The sequence below is a fragment of the uncultured Marinobacter sp. genome, assembly GCF_913055835.1.
In the GTDB taxonomy this organism is placed as follows: Bacteria; Pseudomonadota; Gammaproteobacteria; order Pseudomonadales; family Oleiphilaceae; genus Marinobacter.
Genome location: NZ_CAJXKQ010000012.1, coordinates 71,602 through 90,328 on the forward strand (window position 1 = coordinate 71,602; position 18,727 = coordinate 90,328).

The following is an 18,727-nucleotide window of genomic DNA, read 5'->3' on the forward strand; positions in this document are numbered from 1 at the left end:
AACCCATGGCAATCAGTGCACGTATCTACCGGTTTTCGGGTTCCATTTTTCGCACAAGAACCGGAACCGGATCACAATTGCACCAGATTATCAGTCAGCCTGCCGACGGAGGAATGCGGGAATATCGAGATAGTCGACACCCTGCTCCTCGCTGTCCTTGCTCTGGTCGATCGCCACGTTGCCGTGGGAAACAGCCCTACGACGCAGAACGGCCGGACGGTCCAGCTGGTTGTAATCGGTTTTCCCATCCAGGGTGCGGGTATTGTCCACCACCTTGGTTGGCTTCTCGCGATCACCGCCCAGGCCTGTCGCAACAACAGTTACCTTCAGCTCGTCGGTCATCTCCGGATCGATCACGGTACCGACAACAACGGTGGCGGAGTCAGATGCAAACTCGCGCACAATGTCGCCAACCTCCGAGAATTCGCCCAGGTTGAGATCCATACCGGCGGTGATGTTGACCAGAATGCCCTTGGCACCCTGCAGGTTGATGTCTTCCAGCAGCGGGCTGCGAACGGCCGCTTCGGCTGCTTCCCGCGCACGGTTCTCGCCAGTGGCGCGAGCGGTGCCCATCATCGCCATGCCCATCTCGGACATAACCGTCTTCACGTCGGCAAAGTCGACGTTGATCATACCGTTACGGGTGATCAGATCGGCAATACCCTGAACGGCGCCCAAAAGCACATCGTTTGCCGCGGCGAACGCGTCCAGCAGGCTGGTTTTCTTGCCCATGACCGCCAGCAGCTTTTCGTTGGGAATGGTGATCAGGGAGTCGACGCTCTCTTCCAGCTCTTTCAGGCCGGATTCAGCAACGCTCATGCGCTTGCCACCTTCGAACATGAACGGCTTGGTGACTACGGCAACGGTCAGGATACCCAGTTCACGAGCCACTTCCGCCACGATCGGCGCAGCGCCGGTGCCGGTACCACCGCCCATGCCCGCGGTGATGAAGACCATATCCGCGCCCTTGATGGCTTCTGCGATACGGTCACGATCTTCCAGGGCGGACTGACGACCAACCTCCGGATTGGCGCCGGCACCCAGCCCCTTGGTGATATTGCCACCGAGCTGGATAATCTGGCGCGCGTCCATATCGGTCAACGCCTGGGCATCTGTGTTGGCGCAGATAAATTCCACACCTTCAATGTCGCTGTTAAGCATATGGCGAACGGCGTTGCCGCCACCACCGCCTACACCGACGACTTTAATGACAGCGTTTTGCTGGACATTATCGACGAGTTCAAACATTTCCCCTACTCCTTCGTGCTGTTTTCAGCCCTTGTTCCGGGCTGTTTGTTCGAGATTGTGTTTTCGAGATACCTTCGTGTACTACCTGCCCGGTTCCGTCAGAAATGACCGGTAAACCAGGCTTTCATGCGCTCAAACAGCGAGGGTGCATCTTCACCCTTGAGCACCGGTGCCCGCCCCAGATCCATCTGGCGGAAACCATGGATCAACAGCCCGACGCCCGTGGCGTAGATCGGATTGTTGACCACCTCCGTCATGCCGGAGACCGCCTGCGGACAGGCCAGCCTTACCGGCATGTGGAAGATCTCTTCGGCCAGTTCCACCACCCCTTCCATGGTGGATGAACCGCCGGTTATCACGATGCCTGCCGGAATCAGATCCTCGAACCCGGACCGACGCAACTCTGACTGCACCAAGGTGAACAGCTCCTCATAGCGCGGCTCCACTACCTCGGCCAGGGCCTGCCTGGAAAGATCCCGCGGAGCGCGATCGCCAACACTGGGCACCTTGATGGTTTCATCCGCACCGGCCAGCTGGGTCAGTGCACAGGCATACTTGATCTTGATTTCTTCGGCGTTCTGCGTGGGTGTGCGCAACGCCATGGCGATGTCGTTGGTCACCTGATCGCCGGCGATCGGAATCACCGCGGTGTGTCGAATAGCGCCGCCGGTAAACACGGCAATGTCGGTAGTGCCGCCACCGATATCCACCACGCAGACCCCAAGTTCCTTTTCGTCCTCGGTGAGGATGGCGTGACTGGAAGCCAGCTGCTCCAGGATGATGTCATCCACCTCAAGGCCGCAGCGCTTTACGCATTTCTCGATGTTCTGGGCGGCATTCACCGCGCAGGTAACCAGGTGAACCTTTGCCTCCAGGCGCACACCGGACATCCCCATGGGTTCCTTGATGCCTTCCTGGCTGTCGATCACGAATTCCTGGGGCAAAATGTGAAGAATCTTCTGGTCTGCAGGAATCGCGACCGCCTGGGCGGCATCAATCACCCGGTCAATGTCGGCCTGGGTGACTTCACGATCACGGATGGCAACGATCCCGTGGGAGTTCAGACTCTTGATGTGGCTGCCGGCAATGCCCGCATACACCGAATGAATGCGGCATCCGGCCATCAACTCCGCCTCTTCCACCGCGCGCTGAATGGCCTGGACGGTGGTTTCAATGTTCACCACCACTCCACGCTTGAGGCCCCGGGAAGGATGGGAACCAATACCCACCACTTCGATGGTGCCGTCCATCTTGCGCTTGCCGACAATCGCAACCACCTTCGAGGTTCCGATATCGAGGCCGACAATCATGTTTTCCGTTTCAACCGATGACATGTGTTCCACCAAACCGTAGGTCTGAATTAACTGTTGCTATGATTTTGGGCTGGAGGCTGTCTCGACAGCTTTCCACTTGACCGCCACACCATTGGTGTAACGGGCGTCCACCCGACTGACTTCGTCCGACCGTGCTGCCAGCCGGTTTTCATAAACCGTGATAAACCGCTCGAACCGCTGCTCCACCTGATCCCGGCCAAGCACTACTTCGATGCCATTTGCCAGTTGCAGGGTCCAGGCGCCCCGGTGTTCCAGGGCCAGGCCCGAGAACCCCAGGCCACGGGCGACCAGCTTGTCACTCATGGTCCGCGCCATGTTGATCACATCCCGCACCCTTTCATCCGGCCCCGCGAGCCTCGGTAACAGCCCCGCAACTTCCGGGTTGGACGGCGCGAACAATTCACCAGTCCGGCTGACCAGGCGCCCGTCGGTCCAGTAAGCCAGGGGCTTCTTCTCCCGGATATCAATCACCAGCCGGTCCGGCCACACCCGACGCACCGCGGCGGACTCAACCCAGGGCCGGCGCTCCAGGCTCTCCTTGATTTCCGAGAGGTCCGTGGCGAAATAGCTTTTGCCGATCCAGTCGCCAGCCGCGCGCTCGATAGCCACCCGGCTGTCGCCCACAAAATCCCCTTTCACATCCACCGCCAGGAACTGCTGATCCATGGCACCCAGCACCTTGCCCGTGCCCCAGGGCACCAGTGCAGCCAACAGAACAATCACGGCGCCCATGCCCACCTGAAGCCAGGGCACGGCCGCCAGCACACCCTTCAACACGCCAAACCGGTCCCGTTCGGGGCCAAGGGACGTTGCCCCCCGGCGCCGCGGGGGCTCGGACGGTGTCGCCCGGCTCCGGATCAGCAGTGTCTCAAGCATCGGCGCCCTCCAGGGTGTCCTTCAGTATCCGGACCACAAGTTCCTCGAAACTGATGCCTGCCGCCTTCGCCGCCATGGGCACGAGGCTGTGATCGGTCATCCCGGGCACGGTATTCACCTCGAGCAGCCAGAACTGGCCGTCGCTGTCCTGCATGATGTCCACCCGCCCCCAGGTCCGGCAGCCAACCACCCGAAACGCATCCAGTGCCAGGTGCTGGAGGCGAACCTCGTCCTCGGGTGCCAAACCACAGGGAATTTGATAGCGGGTGTCGTCGGCCAGGTACTTGGCGTCGTAATCGTAGAAGACGTGCTCGGTGCTGGCACTCAGGCCGATGGCCGGAAGAGCCTGATCCTGCAACAGACTGACGGTGAACTCGGGTCCCTCGATCCACTCCTCCACCAGCACGAGGCTGTCCAGCGCGGCTGCAGCTTCGTATGCGTCAGCCAGCTCGGCTGCGGTATACACCTTGCGGATACCGATACTGGAACCTTCCCGGGAAGGCTTCACGCTCAGTGGCGCGCGCAACTCACCAATAATCTGGCCCGCCTGGTCAACGCTGGTCATGGTCCGGAACTTCGGTGTTGGCAGGCCGCAACCTTCGAAGACGTATTTCGTTCTGAGCTTGTCCATGGCCAGTGCGGAGGCCAGGACCTCACTGCCGGTGTACGGAATCCCTGCCTGCGAAAGGATGGCCTGCAAGGTACCGTCCTCGCCGCCCCTGCCGTGCAGGGCAATAAAGACACGATCAAATTGCGGATTATCGACCGTTTTCAGAAGACAGCCTTGAACGTCTTCCGCGTAGGCATCCACGCCCGCAGATACCAGTGCCGCCAGTACCGCCTTGCCGCTTTTCAGGGACACTTCCCGCTCTGCCGAATCGCCGCCCATGAAGACCGCGACCCGTCCGAGCGCCTTCACAAGTTCCGGATCCGCCTGGTAGGCCTGTGTTTCGGTATGATGCATGTCACTCACCCGCAATCACTCCTGCGGCCGCCAGCCGCGAAGCCACACCACCGATATCGCCGGCCCCCTGGGTTATCAGAAGGTCGCCATCCTGCAAAACATTGGCCAGCAGGGCTTCAATTTCCCGGTTATCCTCCACAAAGACCGGCTCCACCTGTCCACGCTGGCGAATACTCCGGCACAGGGCCCGACCGTCGGCACCCGGAATTGCCGGTTCGCCGGCGGAATAGACGTCCATCAACAGCAAGCCGTCCACTTCCGACAGCACCCGGACAAAGTCTTCATAAAGATCACGGGTCCGGGTAAAGCGGTGCGGCTGGTAAAGCATGACCAGTCGACGATCCGGCCAGGCATCGTGTGCCGCCCGAATGACAGCTTCCACTTCCGTGGGGTGATGTCCGTAGTCATCCACCAGCGTCACCGTGCCCTTGGGTGTCTTGTAATCGCCGTAAACCTGGAACCGGCGTCCGACACCAGCAAAGCCCGCCAGTCCGCGACAGATTGCATCATCGGCGACACCTTCGTCAGTGGCCACGGCAATGGCCGCCAAGGCGTTCAGCACGTTGTGCCGGCCCGGCATTTTCAGCTCGACTGTCAGATCACTGCGACCGGCCGGACGCTTCACCACAAAGTGGGTCCGAAGACCATCCGAGTGAATGCTTTCGGCACGGTAATCCGCATCCGGGTTGTCAATTCCGTAGGTGATGATTGCCCGGGAAATCCGGGGAATGATCTCCTGAACGTAACCATCATCCACACACATCACCGCAACGCCGTAGAACGGGAGGTTGTGCAGGAAATCCACGAAGGTCTGCTTCAGTTTTTCGACATCGCCACCGTAGGTGTCCATGTGGTCCGCTTCGATGTTGGTCACCACCGAAATCACTGGCGTCAGATGCAGGAAAGACGCATCGCTCTCATCAGCCTCTGCCACCAGGTAGCGGGAACCGCCCAACTGGGCATTGGTGCCGGCGCTGTTCAGCTTGCCACCAATCACAAAGGTGGGGTCCAGACCCGCCTCGCCCAGAATGGATGCGATCAGGCTGGTGGTTGTGGTCTTGCCATGGGTTCCTGCCACGGCAATTCCGTGGCGATAACGCATGATTTCCGCCAGCATTTCTGCCCGGGGCACGATCGGTACCCTGCGACTGCGGGCGGCCACGACTTCCGGGTTTTCTTCCGAGACCGCCGAAGAAACCACAACCACATCAGCGCTGGCGCTGTTTTCTTCCCGATGGCCGATCTGGACCTCAACACCCATGGCTTTCAGGCGATCGGTCACAGCCCCCTCCTTCAGGTCCGACCCCGAAACGTCGTAGCCCTGATTCTTGAGCACCTCGGCTATGCCGCTCATCCCTGCGCCACCGATCCCCACAAAATGGATGTGACGAATCCGGCGCATTTCAGGCACCTGATAGACCAGGGGCGGATTGGTAGCATCAGCCATTGGCGGCCTCCAGACAGTAATTCACGACTCTCTCCGTTGCATCAGGGCGAGCCAGCGTTCGCGCGGCCTTCGCCATATCAGTTACCCGGCTCCGGTCCCGGGCCAGATCGCCCAGGGTTTCCGCCAGCACCGCCGGTTTCATCTTTGATTGGGGAATCAGGATGGCCGCTTTCGCCGCCACCATCTGTTGCCCATTTTTCGTCTGGTGGTCGTCCACGGCATGGGGAAATGGCACCAGTACCGCCCCGATACCTGCCGCACACAATTCAGAAACCGTCAGCGCGCCGGCCCGGCACAGCACCAGATCGGCCCATTGGTAGGCTTCAGCCATATCCTTGATAAACGGCTCCACGCTGGCTTCAACCCCGTGTTCCTCATAGGCCTGCCGGGCCGCATCTGCATGGCGCTCACCACATTGGTGGCGAACCACCGGGCGATCGGCTTCCGGCAACATGGCCAGGGCCTCGGGCAGTTGCTCATTGAACACCTGGGCACCCAGGCTGCCGCCAATCACCAGCAACCTGAGGGCACCTTCGCGCCCTGCCAGCCGCTGTTCGGGCACCGGCAGGGCCGCGAGATCCTCCCGAACCGGATTGCCGGTGCAGCGGGTGACGACTTTCGGACCAAAGCTGCCCGGGAAGGCCTCCAGCACGGTTTCAGCAAATCTCACCAGAATCCGGTTGGTCATTCCCGCAATGGCGTTCTGCTCATGAATCACCAGCGGTGTCCGGCTCAGCCAGGCGGCTACGCCACCGGGCCCGGTGACAAACCCGCCCATACCGACCACACAATCCGGGCGAATCCGGCGCAGGATGGTGAACGCCTCACCCAACGCCCGCATTAGACGAAACGGTGCCGTTACCAGCGCAAGCTTGCCCTTGCCCCGCAAACCGGAAATATGAATCAGTGACAGTGGAATGTCGGTTTCACCGATCAGCCTCTGCTCCATGCCACCACTGGCACCGAGCCAGTACACCTGATGGCCACGGGCCTCGAGTGCCCGCGCCGTTGCCAGGGCCGGGAACACATGGCCTCCGGTGCCACCGGCCATCATCAGGAAGCGGCGCTGTTCAGTCATACACCGCACCTCCTCGCGTCTTCGGACCGACCTTTTCACGGGCCAGCTTTTCCTGGTCAAGACGCTCCATTTCCACACGGGCCAGAATGCCAATGCAGATACAGGTGATCATCAGACTGGACCCACCGTAGCTCACCAAGGGCAGTGTCAGGCCCTTGGTGGGCAGAAGCCCGGTACTGACCGCCATGTTGATCCCCGCCTGCAAGCCGATCAGCAGGGTCAGGCCATAGGCGAAACAGGCGCCAAACGGCATATCCGCTTTCTCTGCCCGGCGGGCAATGACGAACCCGGTCACGACCAGCAGGGTGAAGAGGCTGAGCACCAGCAGGGATCCCAGAAGACCGAACTCTTCCGCGATGATGGCGAAGATGAAGTCGGTATGGGCCTCTGGCAGATAGAACAGCTTCTGGATGGAGTTACCGAGGCCTACACCGCCCCAGTCCCCGCGACCAAAGGCGATCAGCGACTGGGTTAACTGGTAACCGCTGTCGAACTGGTCTTTCCAGGGGTCGAGATAGCTGACGACCCGTTTCAGGCGATAGGGCTGGGTAACAATCAATATGGCCCCGAGGACTACCAGTGTACCGATCAGGGGTACGAAGCGGCTAAGCCGCACTCCGCTCAGGAAGATCATGCCGGCCGCGGCTGTCACCAGTACGACCGTGGCACCAAAGTCCGGCTGGATAACCAGCAGAACCGAGGCCAGGCCAAGAACAACCAGTGGTTTGAGGAAACCTGACCAGGTATTGAGCAGTTCGTCCCGGCGACGGACCACGTAACCTGCCAGGTAGGCAATCAGGCAGAGCTTCGCCACTTCCGAAACCTGGACGTTAAACAGGCCAAACGGGATCCAGCGAGTGGAGCCGTTTACGGTACGCCCCAGGGGCGTAAGCACCAGAACAAGGGCGAGCAGACCGATACCCAGGAGCAACCAGCCGCTGCGCTCCCACCAGGCTACCGGAACGTTCACGGCAACCAGCGCCAGCACGCAGCCAAGTCCGGCGAACATCAGCTGGCGAATCACATAGTGGTAACTGTTGCCCATGGTCTCAGCGGCCATATCCATGGACGCAGAGGAAATCATGACAACGCCCATGACCAGCAAGGCCACCGAACTGATCACCAGCATCGGCAGTGGCTGGACCTCGCCAAGCCATTGGTTCCGGTTCTGCAGGGAAAGATCTGCGTGCATCACAGGGCCTCCACCAGAGAACGGAACTGGTCACCGCGATCGAGATAATCACGGAACATGTCAAAGCTCGCGCAAGCCGGCGAAAGCAATACCCGATCCCCGGGAACCGACAGCTCTGCGGAACGGGAAACCGCCTCGGCCAGGCTGTCCATCCGGTGAACCGGAATACCGCTGCCCAGCACATCGGCGATCGCCGGCGCATCGCGACCAATCAGCAGTACCGCGCGACAATGCAGAGCGATGGGCGCTTCCAGTGCAGTGAAATCGGCACCTTTGCCATCACCACCGGCAATCAGCACGACTTTGCCATTGGCCGGAGCCAGGCTTTCGATAGCAGCCACTGTAGCCCCGACATTTGTGCCCTTGGAGTCGTTGATGAAATCCACATCATTCAGTCGACGCACAAACTCGCAGCGATGTGGCAGCCCCGGAAATTCCCGGGCGACTGTCAGCATCACATCCATAGGCAGGCCCGCTGCGTGGCCCAATGCCAATGCCGCCATCACGTTGCTGATATTGTGGTGCCCCATCAGCTTAAGCTCGCTGGCCAGCAGAAGGTTATCGAAGCCAAAGGTAATCCAGGTGCCCTGGTCATCGTCCCGGGTGCTGAAGGTTTCCGGGTTAACCCGGTGGAAGCCGAAACACAGGAACCTCAGGTTATCCCTTGCCATGGGGGTACTCAGGGCATCATCCAGATTGACAATGGCGTTCTTACAGCCCCGGAAGATACGCTGTTTGGCCTGGAAGTAGGCCATCTTGTTCGGGTAACGATCCATGTGGTCGTCGCTGACGTTCAGTACCGTCGCCGCCAGGGCGTTCAGTTCGTCGGTGGTCTCAAGCTGGAAACTTGACAGCTCGAGCACATACAGGTCGGCGCCCTGACCCAGGAGATCCAGGGCCGGTGTACCGATGTTGCCGCCAACAGCAACTTTTCGGCCCGCGGCTTTCGCCATTTCACCCACCAGGGTGGTGACGGTGGTTTTACCGTTGGAACCCGTAATGGCCACGATGGGCGCATCAGCCGCCTCGGAGAACAGATCAATGTCGCCGCGGATTCTTGCTCCCTGGTTTGCGGCTGCGGCAATGGCAGGCTCCGCAATGCTGATGCCGGGACTAACCACCAGCTCGTTGAAACCGGCAAAAAGTTCTTTGTCAAAGGTGCCCAGATGCACCGGCACATCCGGCCAGTCTGCCTTCAGCTGATCAAGGCCCGGAGGCGCCTTGCGGCTATCGGCCACAACTACGTCCCGCCCCTGTTCGGACAGATAGCGCACGCAGGAAAGCCCGGTTTTACCGAGCCCTACGACCAGTGTGCGACGATCCGAAACAATGACACTCATAGTTGCAGCGTTTTCCTATCTCAGTTTCAGACTGGCGATGCCAATCAGGACCAGAACGACGGTGATTACCCAGAACCGGACGATCACCCTCGGCTCCGGCCAGCCTTTCAATTCAAAATGGTGGTGCAGCGGCGCCATGCGGAAGATTCGCCGACCGGTCAGACGGAAGGACGCCACCTGCAGGATCACCGATATGGTCTCCATCACGAACACGCCGCCCATGATGAAGAGGACGATCTCCTGGCGAACAATAACGGCAACCACACCCAGCGCTGCACCGAGTGCCAGAGCACCCACATCCCCCATGAATACCTGGGCCGGGTATGTGTTGAACCAGAGAAAACCAAGCCCGGCGCCGACCAGCGCGCCGCAGAACACGATAAGCTCCCCGGTGCCCGGAAGGTGTGGGATCAGCAGATAGTTGGCGAACTGGGCGTGCCCGGAGAGGTAAGCGAAGATGCCGAGTGCGCCGGCGACCATGACCGTAGGCATGATCGCGAGCCCATCCAGACCGTCCGTCAGGTTGACGGCGTTGCTGCTACCGACAATGACAAAGTAGGTAAGCAGGATGAAGAATACCGGACCAAGGGTGAGAGACACCTGTTTTACGAACGGCACGTACAGAGATGTCTCCTGAGGCAGCGCCGAGCTGAAGAACAGCACCACAGCTGCCGTGGCACCAATGACCGACTGCCAGAAATATTTCCAGCGGCCCGGAAGGCCTCTCGGGTTGCGCTCCACTACTTTGCGATAGTCATCGACCCAGCCGATCGCGCCGAAAAGAAGTGTCACCAACAGGGTAACCCAGACATACCGGTTGCCAAGATCCGCCCAAAGCAGAGTACTGATACCAATAGCCACCAGGATCAGCGCGCCACCCATGGTTGGCGTGCCGGCCTTACTGAGGTGGGTCTGGGGACCATCATCCCTCACCGCCTGACCAATCTGGTACTGGCTCAGCTTGCGGATCATCACCGGGCCGATAATGAGTGAAATCAGCAGCGCGGTGAGTGTGCCCAGGATTCCACGCAGGGTCAGGTACTGAAACACCGTCAGTGCGGAGAAATACTGTGATAGGACCTCTGTCAGCCAGAGCAGCATGAGTTATTCACCTTTTCTTTAATTCCCTCCACCACACGTTCCATGGCGGAACTACGAGAACCCTTGACCAGCACTGTCAATGGTGTGTTTTTGTCTGCAATAGCCGATTCAACGGCCTGCTCATGGCTCAGCCCGAGTTCCGTGGACTCTCCAAACCCCTGGGCATAACCTTCACAACCCGGCCCCACGGTGATCAGTCGATCGATGCCACGCTCCCGGGCGCTCTCTCCAACTTCCCGATGCAATGTTTCTGCCTCGGCGCCAAGCTCTGCCATAGCGCCCAGAACCGCGATCGTCCGGCCCTCACGCCCCGCCAGAACGCCAAGCGCGGCTTTCATGGACGATGGGTTGGCGTTGTAACTGTCGTCAATCAAGGTCAGTTCCGGCGACAGCTTCAGGATCTGGAGCCGCCCTTTCACCGGCGCAACACTGGCAAACCCACTCACAATCGCCTGATCACTGGCTCCCAGCTCACGGGTGGCAGCAATGGCAAGCAGCATATTGGTGATGTTGTGCTCGCCCTCCAGTCCCAAATTCACCCGGCACTGCCAGCCGTCCGGCCCGCTCACCTGAATCGCCCTGGTTCCGCCGTCCTGACTGTCGACAACTGCGTGATAATCGGCATCAGCACCAAGACGGCTAACGCCTGCAACGCGGCGGTTTCCAGCGCGCGTTCGCCACTGTTCGAAAGCCGGGTCGTCGCGGTTCAGCACCACCAACCCGTCTGCCGTCACGCCATCAATGATTTCACCCTTTGCCAGGACAATATTTTCATAGCTGCCAAACCCTTCCAGATGGGCCTCGCCTGCGTTTGTAAGAATGGCAACGCGGGGCTTTGCCAGGGCAACGGTGTAGGCAATTTCACCCAACCCGCTGGCGCCCAGTTCGATGACGCCATACTGATGCTCCTGCGACAGACCAAACAGCGTGAGCGGAACACCGATGTGATTATTCAGGTTGCCTTTTGTAGAAAGCGTCTCGCCCATCTGCGAGAGAATGGCGGCACACATCTCCTTGACCGTGGTTTTTCCACTGCTACCGGTAATCGCAAGAATGCCGGCTTTGCTTTCTTCACGGTTGCCCGCCGCGAGCCGGGCCAGAGCCTCCAGCGTGTCACCCACAACCAACTGGGGCAGGTCAACACTCCTGTCGGGTGTATCGACCACCAGGCCAACAGCGCCTTTTTCCCGCGCCTGTTGCAGGAACCGGTGGCCATCAAAGTTATCGCCTCGCAGGGCCACGAACAGTTGCCCTTGCTCCAGCGTACGGGTATCCGTAGAAACCCCGCTGAAGCTCACTGACGCAAGATTGCCGGACGAGCACTCGGCATCCAGCCAACCCTTGGCTTCCGCCAGCGAAAAGGCGCGCATCATGCCACACCCCCATTGAGTTTCAAGATATGGCGGACCTGCTCGGCATCGCTGAACGGGTATTTCTGGCCGGCGATTTCCTGGTATGCCTCATGCCCTTTTCCGGCAATCAGAACGAGGTCGTTCGGAGTGGCTGAACGAATCGCCGACTGTATGGCCTCGGCGCGGTCGTGGATAACAGATACCTGTGCCGCATCCGAGAACCCGGCCAGAATATCCTTGGCAATCGCCCAGGGATCTTCGCTTCGGGGATTGTCATCGGTAACCACCACACGGTCTGCGAGTTTCTCGGCTTCCCGGGCCATTTCCGGGCGCTTGCCGGCATCGCGGTCACCGCCGCAGCCAAATACACAAATCAGTTCACCGGCCACATGCGGACGCAGCGCCGCCAACGCATTTGCCAGGGCATCCGGGGTATGGGCGTAATCAACAACTACCCGAACACCGTTGGCACCACCGAATCGTTCGAGCCTGCCAGGGGGTGGCGTGAGTCGACCGGCAGCCTGCTGTAAACGCTCGAGCGGAACACCGAGGGTAAGAACCGTCGCCATCGCCGCCAAAACATTGCTCGCGTTGAAGCTGCCCATCAGGGGAACTGAAATGACGAATCGGCCCCACTCGCCATCCACGTCAGCTTCAAAACCCTCGTCGGTTGGCCGGAACTCCCGCAACCAGAGCTCGGTCTGGGCCTCGTGAAGGCTGTAGCGCACTCGATCGCACTTGCCCTCCAATTGCTCGTAGAGCTGCCGACCGAAAGGATCGTCAAAGTTGATAACCGAAAAATGCAGCTCCTCTCGCTGGAACAAGAGTGCCTTGGCAGCGCCGTAGGCTTCCATGGAGCCGTGATAGTCCAGATGATCCCGGGTGAGATTGGTAAACACGGCCCCGGTCATGGAGAGATTATCCACCCTTCCCTGATCCAGTGCGTGGGAGGAAACCTCCATTACCGCAGCGCGGCCTTCCTGCTTCACAATCCGGGACAGGACCCGGTTCACCTGCACCGCATCCGGTGTTGTGTGTGTTGCTGGCTGGAGGGCTCCGGGCATGCCATACCCCAGGGTTCCAAGGATGCCGCAAGGGGTTCCCGTTTCCTTGAGCAACTGGGCGACATACTGGCAGACCGACGTCTTGCCATTGGTGCCAGTCACACCGATGAGTCGCAGCCGTTGGGAGGGATGTTCAAAGAACCGGTCCGCGATCCGGCCCACCAGGCTTCGCAGGCCAGCAACCGGCACAATCAGTGCGCCATGGTGCTCCGTGCACTCGCCGGCTTTCTCGGCTTCAAGGAGAATAACGGTCGCGCCAGCCTCAATAGCCTTGTCGACATAGAAATCAGCCGGCGTTCGGGTACCCGATAAAGCTATGAAGGCGTCACCGGAGGCGACTTCACGACTGTCAGTTTTCAGACCGTGAATAGTCACATCGAACACCGACGGAACCGCTACAATACCCTGCAATAACGTGCTGAGAGATGTGATGCACATAGGCCTACCCTCGCTCTCCGGTTGCGGAAGCACCAATTTCGGCCTCTCCCACTTCCAGTTCAGGCTTCACATTCAACAGTCGCAGTGCGTCACTCATTACCCGTGAGAATACCGGCGCCGCCACTTCACCACCGTAGTATTCTCCGGACTGCGGCGCATCAACGGCCACAACCGTAACCAGTCTCGGATTATCAATGGGCGCCATACCGGCGAAAATCGCCTTGTACTGGCTGTCTTCGTAACCCTGGGCACCAACAAGATGAACCGTCCCAGTTTTACCGCCGGCCGAGTAGAATCCCGGCTGCGCACGTTTGCCGGTCCCTCTCGAAACCGCCTCGCGCAGCATATTACGAACCTGGTAGGTCACCTTCTCGGAAAGCACCCGCTGACCCTCCGGTTTCTGATCCTGCCGAACCAGACTCAGTGGATAGCGCACCCCGCCGTTGGCAATCACCATATAGGCCTGGGCCAGCTGCAGGGCGTTCACGCTCATGCCGTAGCCATAGGACAGGGTTGCCTCTTCCACCGGCCGCCACTTGGGCGGAGATGGCAGAACCCCAACCGCTTCGCCGGGGAAACCGATGCCTGTCGGCTGACCAAGCCCAAGCCGGGCATACAGATCCCGGATCACATCACCACCGAGATCGGTCGCAATCCTGCTGATTCCGACGTTGCTGGATTTGACGATGATCTCAGCCATATCCATCACGCCATAGTTGCGATGATCCCGGATGGTAAAGCGACCAAACCGGCGGAAACCCGGGTTGGTATCAATGGTGCTTTCGACCGAATATTGGCCGGATTCCAGTGCAGCCGCCATGGTGATCGGCTTCATGGTTGAGCCGGGCTCGAACAGATCGGTAATGGCTTTGTTGCGTAGATTCTCGGCGGCAAGCTGGCTGCGGTCGTTGGGGTTATAAGACCCCTGGTTGACCATTGCCAGGACCTCACCCGTATCCACGTCGAGCATTACCAGCGTGCCCCCTCTGGCGTTATGAGCCGCCACAACAGCCTTGAGTTCCCGGTAAGCCAAGTACTGGAGGCGCAAATCAATGCTGAGGGCGAGATTCTGACCAGGACTGGCATCGCGAATCAGGGTCAGATCCTTGATGACGCGACCCCGGTTGTCTTTCAGAACCCGCTTGCGGCCGGTTTCGCCAGATAACCACTGGTTATACGCAAGCTCGATCCCTTCCTGGCCACGCTCATCGATATCCGTAAAGCCCACAACATGAGCGGTGACCTCTCCCGCCGGATAGTAACGACGGTATTCCTGACGGGCATATATCCCATCAAGCTCCAGATCCAGGACCTTTCTGGCCAGATCCGGCTGAACTTTCCGGCGCAGATAGATAAACTCCCGATCGGAGTATTCTTGAAGACGCTGGCGCAGGGAGGCCTCGCTGATGTCCAGAAGCCGTGCAAGATTGGTCAGCCGTGCCTCGGAGGGATCGGCCTCCGACGGATTGGCCCAGATAGTCTGCACCGGCGTGCTGACGGCCAGTGGCTCGTCATAACGATCGGTGACAACACCCCGATGGGCATCAATACTCTCAACGCGGATGGTCCGGACGTCACCCTGCTTGCGCAGAAACTCGTTATCAACAACATGAAGGTCAACCAAACGCCATCCCAGCACACCAACGACCAGGAGAAAGACACCCACGACGGAGCCAAAACGCCAGGCTGCCAGCCCGGACGCCAAACGCTCCCCCCATGTTGTCTTCTTTCCCTGATCGGACACGTCGATCACCCTGAATCGTTGTTGTTTTCGTTTGTTATCGGCTTGCAACCGGCGACATCAGTGGTACCAGCACAATATCTTGACGCCCCGGCACTACCATACTGAAACGTTCAGCCGCCAGCTTCTCTACCCGCCCGTGAGCGCTGAGCGCACTTTGCTCAAGCAGCAGCTGACTCCATTCACTCTGATAACGATCGCGCTCGGACTGAAGCTGCGACAAGGTATTGAAAAGCTCCCGGTTCTCATGGGCGCTCACTACCACGCCAATGGAGGAGGCCAGCAACACGGCAACCAGCCCGAGCGACACCAGCACTCGACCTTGCTTCGTAGCGGCGAACACCTGCCTTGAAATCCGGACCGCTGTTGCAACGCCCTCGCGGACCTTCTGTTTGTTGAGCTTCGCCGTTTTTACCGGCTCTTCAATAGCTACCGCGCCCATGGTTACGCGCTCCCCTGCGAGTTTTTCCTGGCATCTGTGCGTTCCAGCACCCGCATGACTGCACTGCGGGCACGTACGTTGTCACTTACTTCGTCAGCGCCGGCCTTGCTGGCCTTACCAACGAGCCGGAAGTCTGAGGCTTCCTGTTCCGCGGTTACAGGAACTCCCTTGGGCAACTGTGGCCCTCGGGCCAGGTCCCTCATGAACCGCTTGACCAGCCGGTCTTCCAGCGAATGAAAACTGATGACCACCAGACGCCCTCCCGGGGCAAGGTGATCAACAGCAGACTGAAGACCCAGTTCCAGATCCTCCAGCTCCCGGTTGATAAAAATCCGGATTGCCTGAAAAGTCCGGGTGGCCGGATGTTTGTGCTTTTCCTTTTTCGGTACAGCCTCGCTGACCAGCTCGGCCAATTGACGAGTCGTTTCGACGGGCGCCTCCTGCCGACGCTCGACCAGCAGCCGGGCAATGCGACGAGAGAAGCGCTCTTCTCCGTAGCGGAAGATCACATTCGCGATATCCGACTCTTCCGCCGTTGCGAGCCACTCTGCCGCACTGGGCGATTGCTCGGTATTCATACGCATATCCAGTGGGCCATCACGCATGAAGCTGAACCCGCGAGTGGCATCATCAAGCTGTGGCGATGACACGCCGAGATCCATCAACACACCATTCACTGCCTGCCAACCCTGACCGGCTACCGCAGTGCCAAGCTCCGCGAAGGAACCATGAAAGCAGTGGAAGCGCTTATCCTGGGCTTCCAGCTCACGTGCCGAACGGATAGCTTCAGGGTCCTTGTCGATACCAAGAAGCTGCCCCGACTCCCCAAGACGGCCCAGGATCAGCCTGCTGTGGCCACCCCGTCCAAAGGTGCCGTCAACGTAAAAGCCATCGGGGTCGTTGACCAGATAGTCGACCGCCGAATCCAGGAGCACCGAGCGATGCGAGTACGCCGCCCCGGCCTCCTGGCTGCGATCGGAGGTCATAAGGACAGCGCCTCCATCTCGGGCGGCATCTCTTCATCATCAGAGGACTCGTCAAGCCAGGCGAACCAGCGCTCTTCACTCCAGAGCTCAAGTTTCTTGCCCTGCCCGATCAGCATCAGTTTTTTCTCCAGATGGGCATAACTTCTCAGAGTTGGTGGAATCAGGATGCGCCCCGCAGAGTCCAACTCCATGGGAGCAGCATTACCCAGGATCAGGCGCTGCAGGCGGCGGGCCGCCTTATTCATGTTGGGGAGCGCCTCGATTTTGGGCCGTAAAACCTCCCATTCAGGCTCGGGATAAACCAACAGGCACCGCTCTTCGTCAGCGTTTGCCGTCAACACAATGCGCCCGCCACAGGCCTGCGCGAGCTCTTCGCGCACCTTGGCGGGGATCGCCAGGCGACCCTTCGCATCCATATTGATGGCATGACTGCCGAGAAAATTGCTCATTTACGCTGTCTCTGGGTGCCCTATATCCACAAAAAACCACTAGAAACCACTTTTTCCCACTTCTGCACACTATAGAAACACGCAATACACAATGCAAGCGCCGCAAACAGCGCCACACTTGCAAAAGTTCCTTTTATGACAAGAGGTTACAGAGACGGATTCAATGAAATGGTGAGATTACGAAAAAGAAAAGAAGTAAAATCAAATACCTGCAAAAAAGTCTGAAGACTGCAAGTGAGGTTTAAGATTTTTTGGCTATAAAGAACGCCTGCTGAGAATGACGGACGTCACAGGAAGGAAAAGAGCGAGCTCGCCGATAAGCCGGGTTCTGTCGTGGACAGTCATTCATCTAGGGCCTGCGTCACCACAGGCCTCAAGCAACCTACCCGAATCCAGCGCGGGCCACGCCATCGGATTCCTATTTGGTCTTGCTCCAGGTGGGGTTTACCATCGCCGTGGACTGTTGCCAGCCACGCGGTGCGCTCTTACCGCACCATTTCACCCTTACCGGCGCCCGAAGGCGCTTAGGCGGTATACTTTCTGTTGCACTTTCCGTCGGCTCGCGCCGCCCAGGCGTTACCTGGCACCTTGCCCTGTGGAGCCCGGACTTTCCTCCCCCGGAAAACCGGCGGCGACTGTCTGGCGAGCTCGGGCGAGACAATACTCCTGCGCCCAAAGCCTTGCAAGAGAAACTGCCCCGGCATTCAACTATCCTTGAGCTCCAGGGCTCGCTGGTAAAGCTCGTTTTTTGATAGCCCGGTTAACTCCGAAGCCATTCTGGCAACCTTCTTTACAGGCAGTTCCGCCAGCAAAACACGAAGCACCCGGTCCACATCCATGGTTGCAGCCTCGTCATTACCCGCACGAGCCATCACACCACGAATCATGACCACGAACTCGCCGCGGCTTCCGTGGGGGTCGCTCTCCAACTCCGCCAGAACCTCGGCCACCGAGCCGGAATAGAAGGTTTCGAATGTTTTGGTAATTTCGCGACCAAGGACTATCTCACGATCCGGCCCCAGCACTTCGGCAATATCGCGTACCGATTCCAGAATCCGATGAGGCGACTCATAGAAAACCAGGGTCGACACTTCACGGCTCAGCGAATCCAGACTGGCTCTGCGGCCAGAGCGTTTTGCAGGCAAAAACCCCACATACAAAAAGCGATCCGTCGGCAGGCCAGCAGCGCTCAATGCCGCCACCAGGGCACAGGGTCCGGGAATCGGGCTGACTCGATACCCCGCAGCCCTGGCCTCGCTCACCAGGACATAACCGGGATCCGAAATCAGCGGGGTACCGGCATCGGAGATCAGAGCAACATCACGCCCAGCCTCCAGTTCAGCCAGTATCCCGGCAGCCCGGTCCTTCTCATTATGATCATGCAACGCAACCATTCGTTTCTGGATACCCAAATGGCTCAGCAATCGGCCACTGTGCCTTGTATCCTCAGCAGCCACCACATCCGCAATGGCCAGCGTGCGGGTTGCCCTCGGCGACAAATCATCAAGGTTGCCGATAGGGGTGGCAACAACATAGAGCGTGCCTTTCGATTCACTCTTCCGGCTATCTGGCGACAATTTATCGCTGACCTCATTTTCCAAAGCTTGTGCCTCTCTGATGGGGAGTCCGGGACAGTGACAGTTACGTCATGTGAATTGCCCCCGGAGCTGTTAAA

16 protein-coding genes and 1 other RNA gene are annotated in these 18,727 nt (G+C 59.2%); all 17 read right to left on the bottom strand.

All coding sequences use genetic code 11. The features are described from left to right. Positions 1-90 precede the first annotated feature (90 nt). The 17 genes from ftsZ to rsmI all read right to left on the bottom strand — a co-directional run bounded on the left by ftsZ (position 91) and on the right by rsmI (position 18,653). The gene (gene ftsZ, locus QZ534_RS08870; protein ID WP_008176500.1) at positions 91-1,248 is read right to left on the bottom strand and encodes a cell division protein FtsZ; all 1,158 of its coding nucleotides are present in this window, start codon (positions 1,246-1,248) and stop codon (positions 91-93) included. Between the two features lie 98 nt (positions 1,249-1,346). Beyond that, positions 1,347-2,582: a cell division protein FtsA gene (gene ftsA, locus QZ534_RS08875; RefSeq protein ID WP_008176504.1), complete on the bottom strand. Its 1,236-nt coding sequence runs from the start codon at positions 2,580-2,582 to the stop codon at positions 1,347-1,349. 36 nt (positions 2,583-2,618) lie between these two features. Next, positions 2,619-3,458: a cell division protein FtsQ/DivIB gene (locus QZ534_RS08880; RefSeq protein ID WP_296933773.1), complete on the bottom strand. Its 840-nt coding sequence runs from the start codon at positions 3,456-3,458 to the stop codon at positions 2,619-2,621. After that, positions 3,451-4,422, bottom strand: coding sequence for a D-alanine--D-alanine ligase (locus QZ534_RS08885; RefSeq protein ID WP_296933816.1), 972 nt, complete (start codon positions 4,420-4,422; stop codon positions 3,451-3,453). The genes QZ534_RS08880 and QZ534_RS08885 overlap by 8 nt, the downstream gene beginning before the upstream one ends. Before the next feature lies 1 nt (position 4,423). Beyond that, positions 4,424-5,869: a UDP-N-acetylmuramate--L-alanine ligase gene (murC, locus tag QZ534_RS08890; RefSeq protein ID WP_296933775.1), complete on the bottom strand. Its 1,446-nt coding sequence runs from the start codon at positions 5,867-5,869 to the stop codon at positions 4,424-4,426. After that, entirely contained in the window at positions 5,862-6,947 is a 1,086-nt protein-coding gene (gene murG / locus QZ534_RS08895; protein WP_296933776.1) for an undecaprenyldiphospho-muramoylpentapeptide beta-N-acetylglucosaminyltransferase, read from the bottom strand. Before murG ends, murC begins: the two co-directional genes overlap by 8 nt. Beyond that, positions 6,940-8,139: a putative lipid II flippase FtsW gene (gene ftsW, locus QZ534_RS08900; protein ID WP_296933778.1), complete on the bottom strand. Its 1,200-nt coding sequence runs from the start codon at positions 8,137-8,139 to the stop codon at positions 6,940-6,942. Before ftsW ends, murG begins: the two co-directional genes overlap by 8 nt. Next, the gene (gene murD / locus QZ534_RS08905) at positions 8,139-9,479 is read right to left on the bottom strand and encodes a UDP-N-acetylmuramoyl-L-alanine--D-glutamate ligase (RefSeq protein WP_296933780.1); all 1,341 of its coding nucleotides are present in this window, start codon (positions 9,477-9,479) and stop codon (positions 8,139-8,141) included. The genes ftsW and murD overlap by 1 nt, the downstream gene beginning before the upstream one ends. A gap of 15 nt (positions 9,480-9,494) precedes the next feature. Continuing rightward, the gene (gene mraY, locus QZ534_RS08910; RefSeq protein ID WP_296933782.1) at positions 9,495-10,580 is read right to left on the bottom strand and encodes a phospho-N-acetylmuramoyl-pentapeptide-transferase; all 1,086 of its coding nucleotides are present in this window, start codon (positions 10,578-10,580) and stop codon (positions 9,495-9,497) included. Further along, positions 10,565-11,953, bottom strand: coding sequence for a UDP-N-acetylmuramoyl-tripeptide--D-alanyl-D-alanine ligase (murF, locus tag QZ534_RS08915; RefSeq protein WP_296933784.1), 1,389 nt, complete (start codon positions 11,951-11,953; stop codon positions 10,565-10,567). Before murF ends, mraY begins: the two co-directional genes overlap by 16 nt. Further along, positions 11,950-13,434, bottom strand: a complete 1,485-nt coding sequence (locus tag QZ534_RS08920; protein ID WP_296933786.1) for a UDP-N-acetylmuramoyl-L-alanyl-D-glutamate--2,6-diaminopimelate ligase — start codon at positions 13,432-13,434, stop codon at positions 11,950-11,952. The genes murF and QZ534_RS08920 overlap by 4 nt, the downstream gene beginning before the upstream one ends. 4 nt (positions 13,435-13,438) lie before the next feature. Continuing rightward, positions 13,439-15,178 carry a penicillin-binding protein 2 gene (locus QZ534_RS08925; RefSeq protein ID WP_296933787.1) on the bottom strand — a complete coding sequence of 580 codons (1,740 nt, stop codon included), beginning with the start codon at positions 15,176-15,178 and terminating at the stop codon, positions 13,439-13,441. A gap of 34 nt (positions 15,179-15,212) precedes the next feature. Beyond that, positions 15,213-15,617: a cell division protein FtsL gene (ftsL, locus tag QZ534_RS08930; RefSeq protein WP_296933789.1), complete on the bottom strand. Its 405-nt coding sequence runs from the start codon at positions 15,615-15,617 to the stop codon at positions 15,213-15,215. Positions 15,618-15,619: 2 nt separating this feature from the next. After that, on the bottom strand, positions 15,620-16,603 hold the full coding sequence (rsmH, locus tag QZ534_RS08935) for a 16S rRNA (cytosine(1402)-N(4))-methyltransferase RsmH (protein WP_296933791.1): 984 nt from the start codon (positions 16,601-16,603) through the stop codon (positions 15,620-15,622). Next, on the bottom strand, positions 16,600-17,052 hold the full coding sequence (gene mraZ / locus QZ534_RS08940; RefSeq protein ID WP_296933794.1) for a division/cell wall cluster transcriptional repressor MraZ: 453 nt from the start codon (positions 17,050-17,052) through the stop codon (positions 16,600-16,602). The genes rsmH and mraZ overlap by 4 nt, the downstream gene beginning before the upstream one ends. 301 nt (positions 17,053-17,353) lie before the next feature. Further along, positions 17,354-17,703: RNase P RNA component class A (rnpB, locus tag QZ534_RS08945), an RNA gene on the bottom strand. Between the two features lie 53 nt (positions 17,704-17,756). Continuing rightward, entirely contained in the window at positions 17,757-18,653 is an 897-nt protein-coding gene (gene rsmI, locus QZ534_RS08950; RefSeq protein WP_296933796.1) for a 16S rRNA (cytidine(1402)-2'-O)-methyltransferase, read from the bottom strand. Positions 18,654-18,727: the final 74 nt, after the last annotated feature.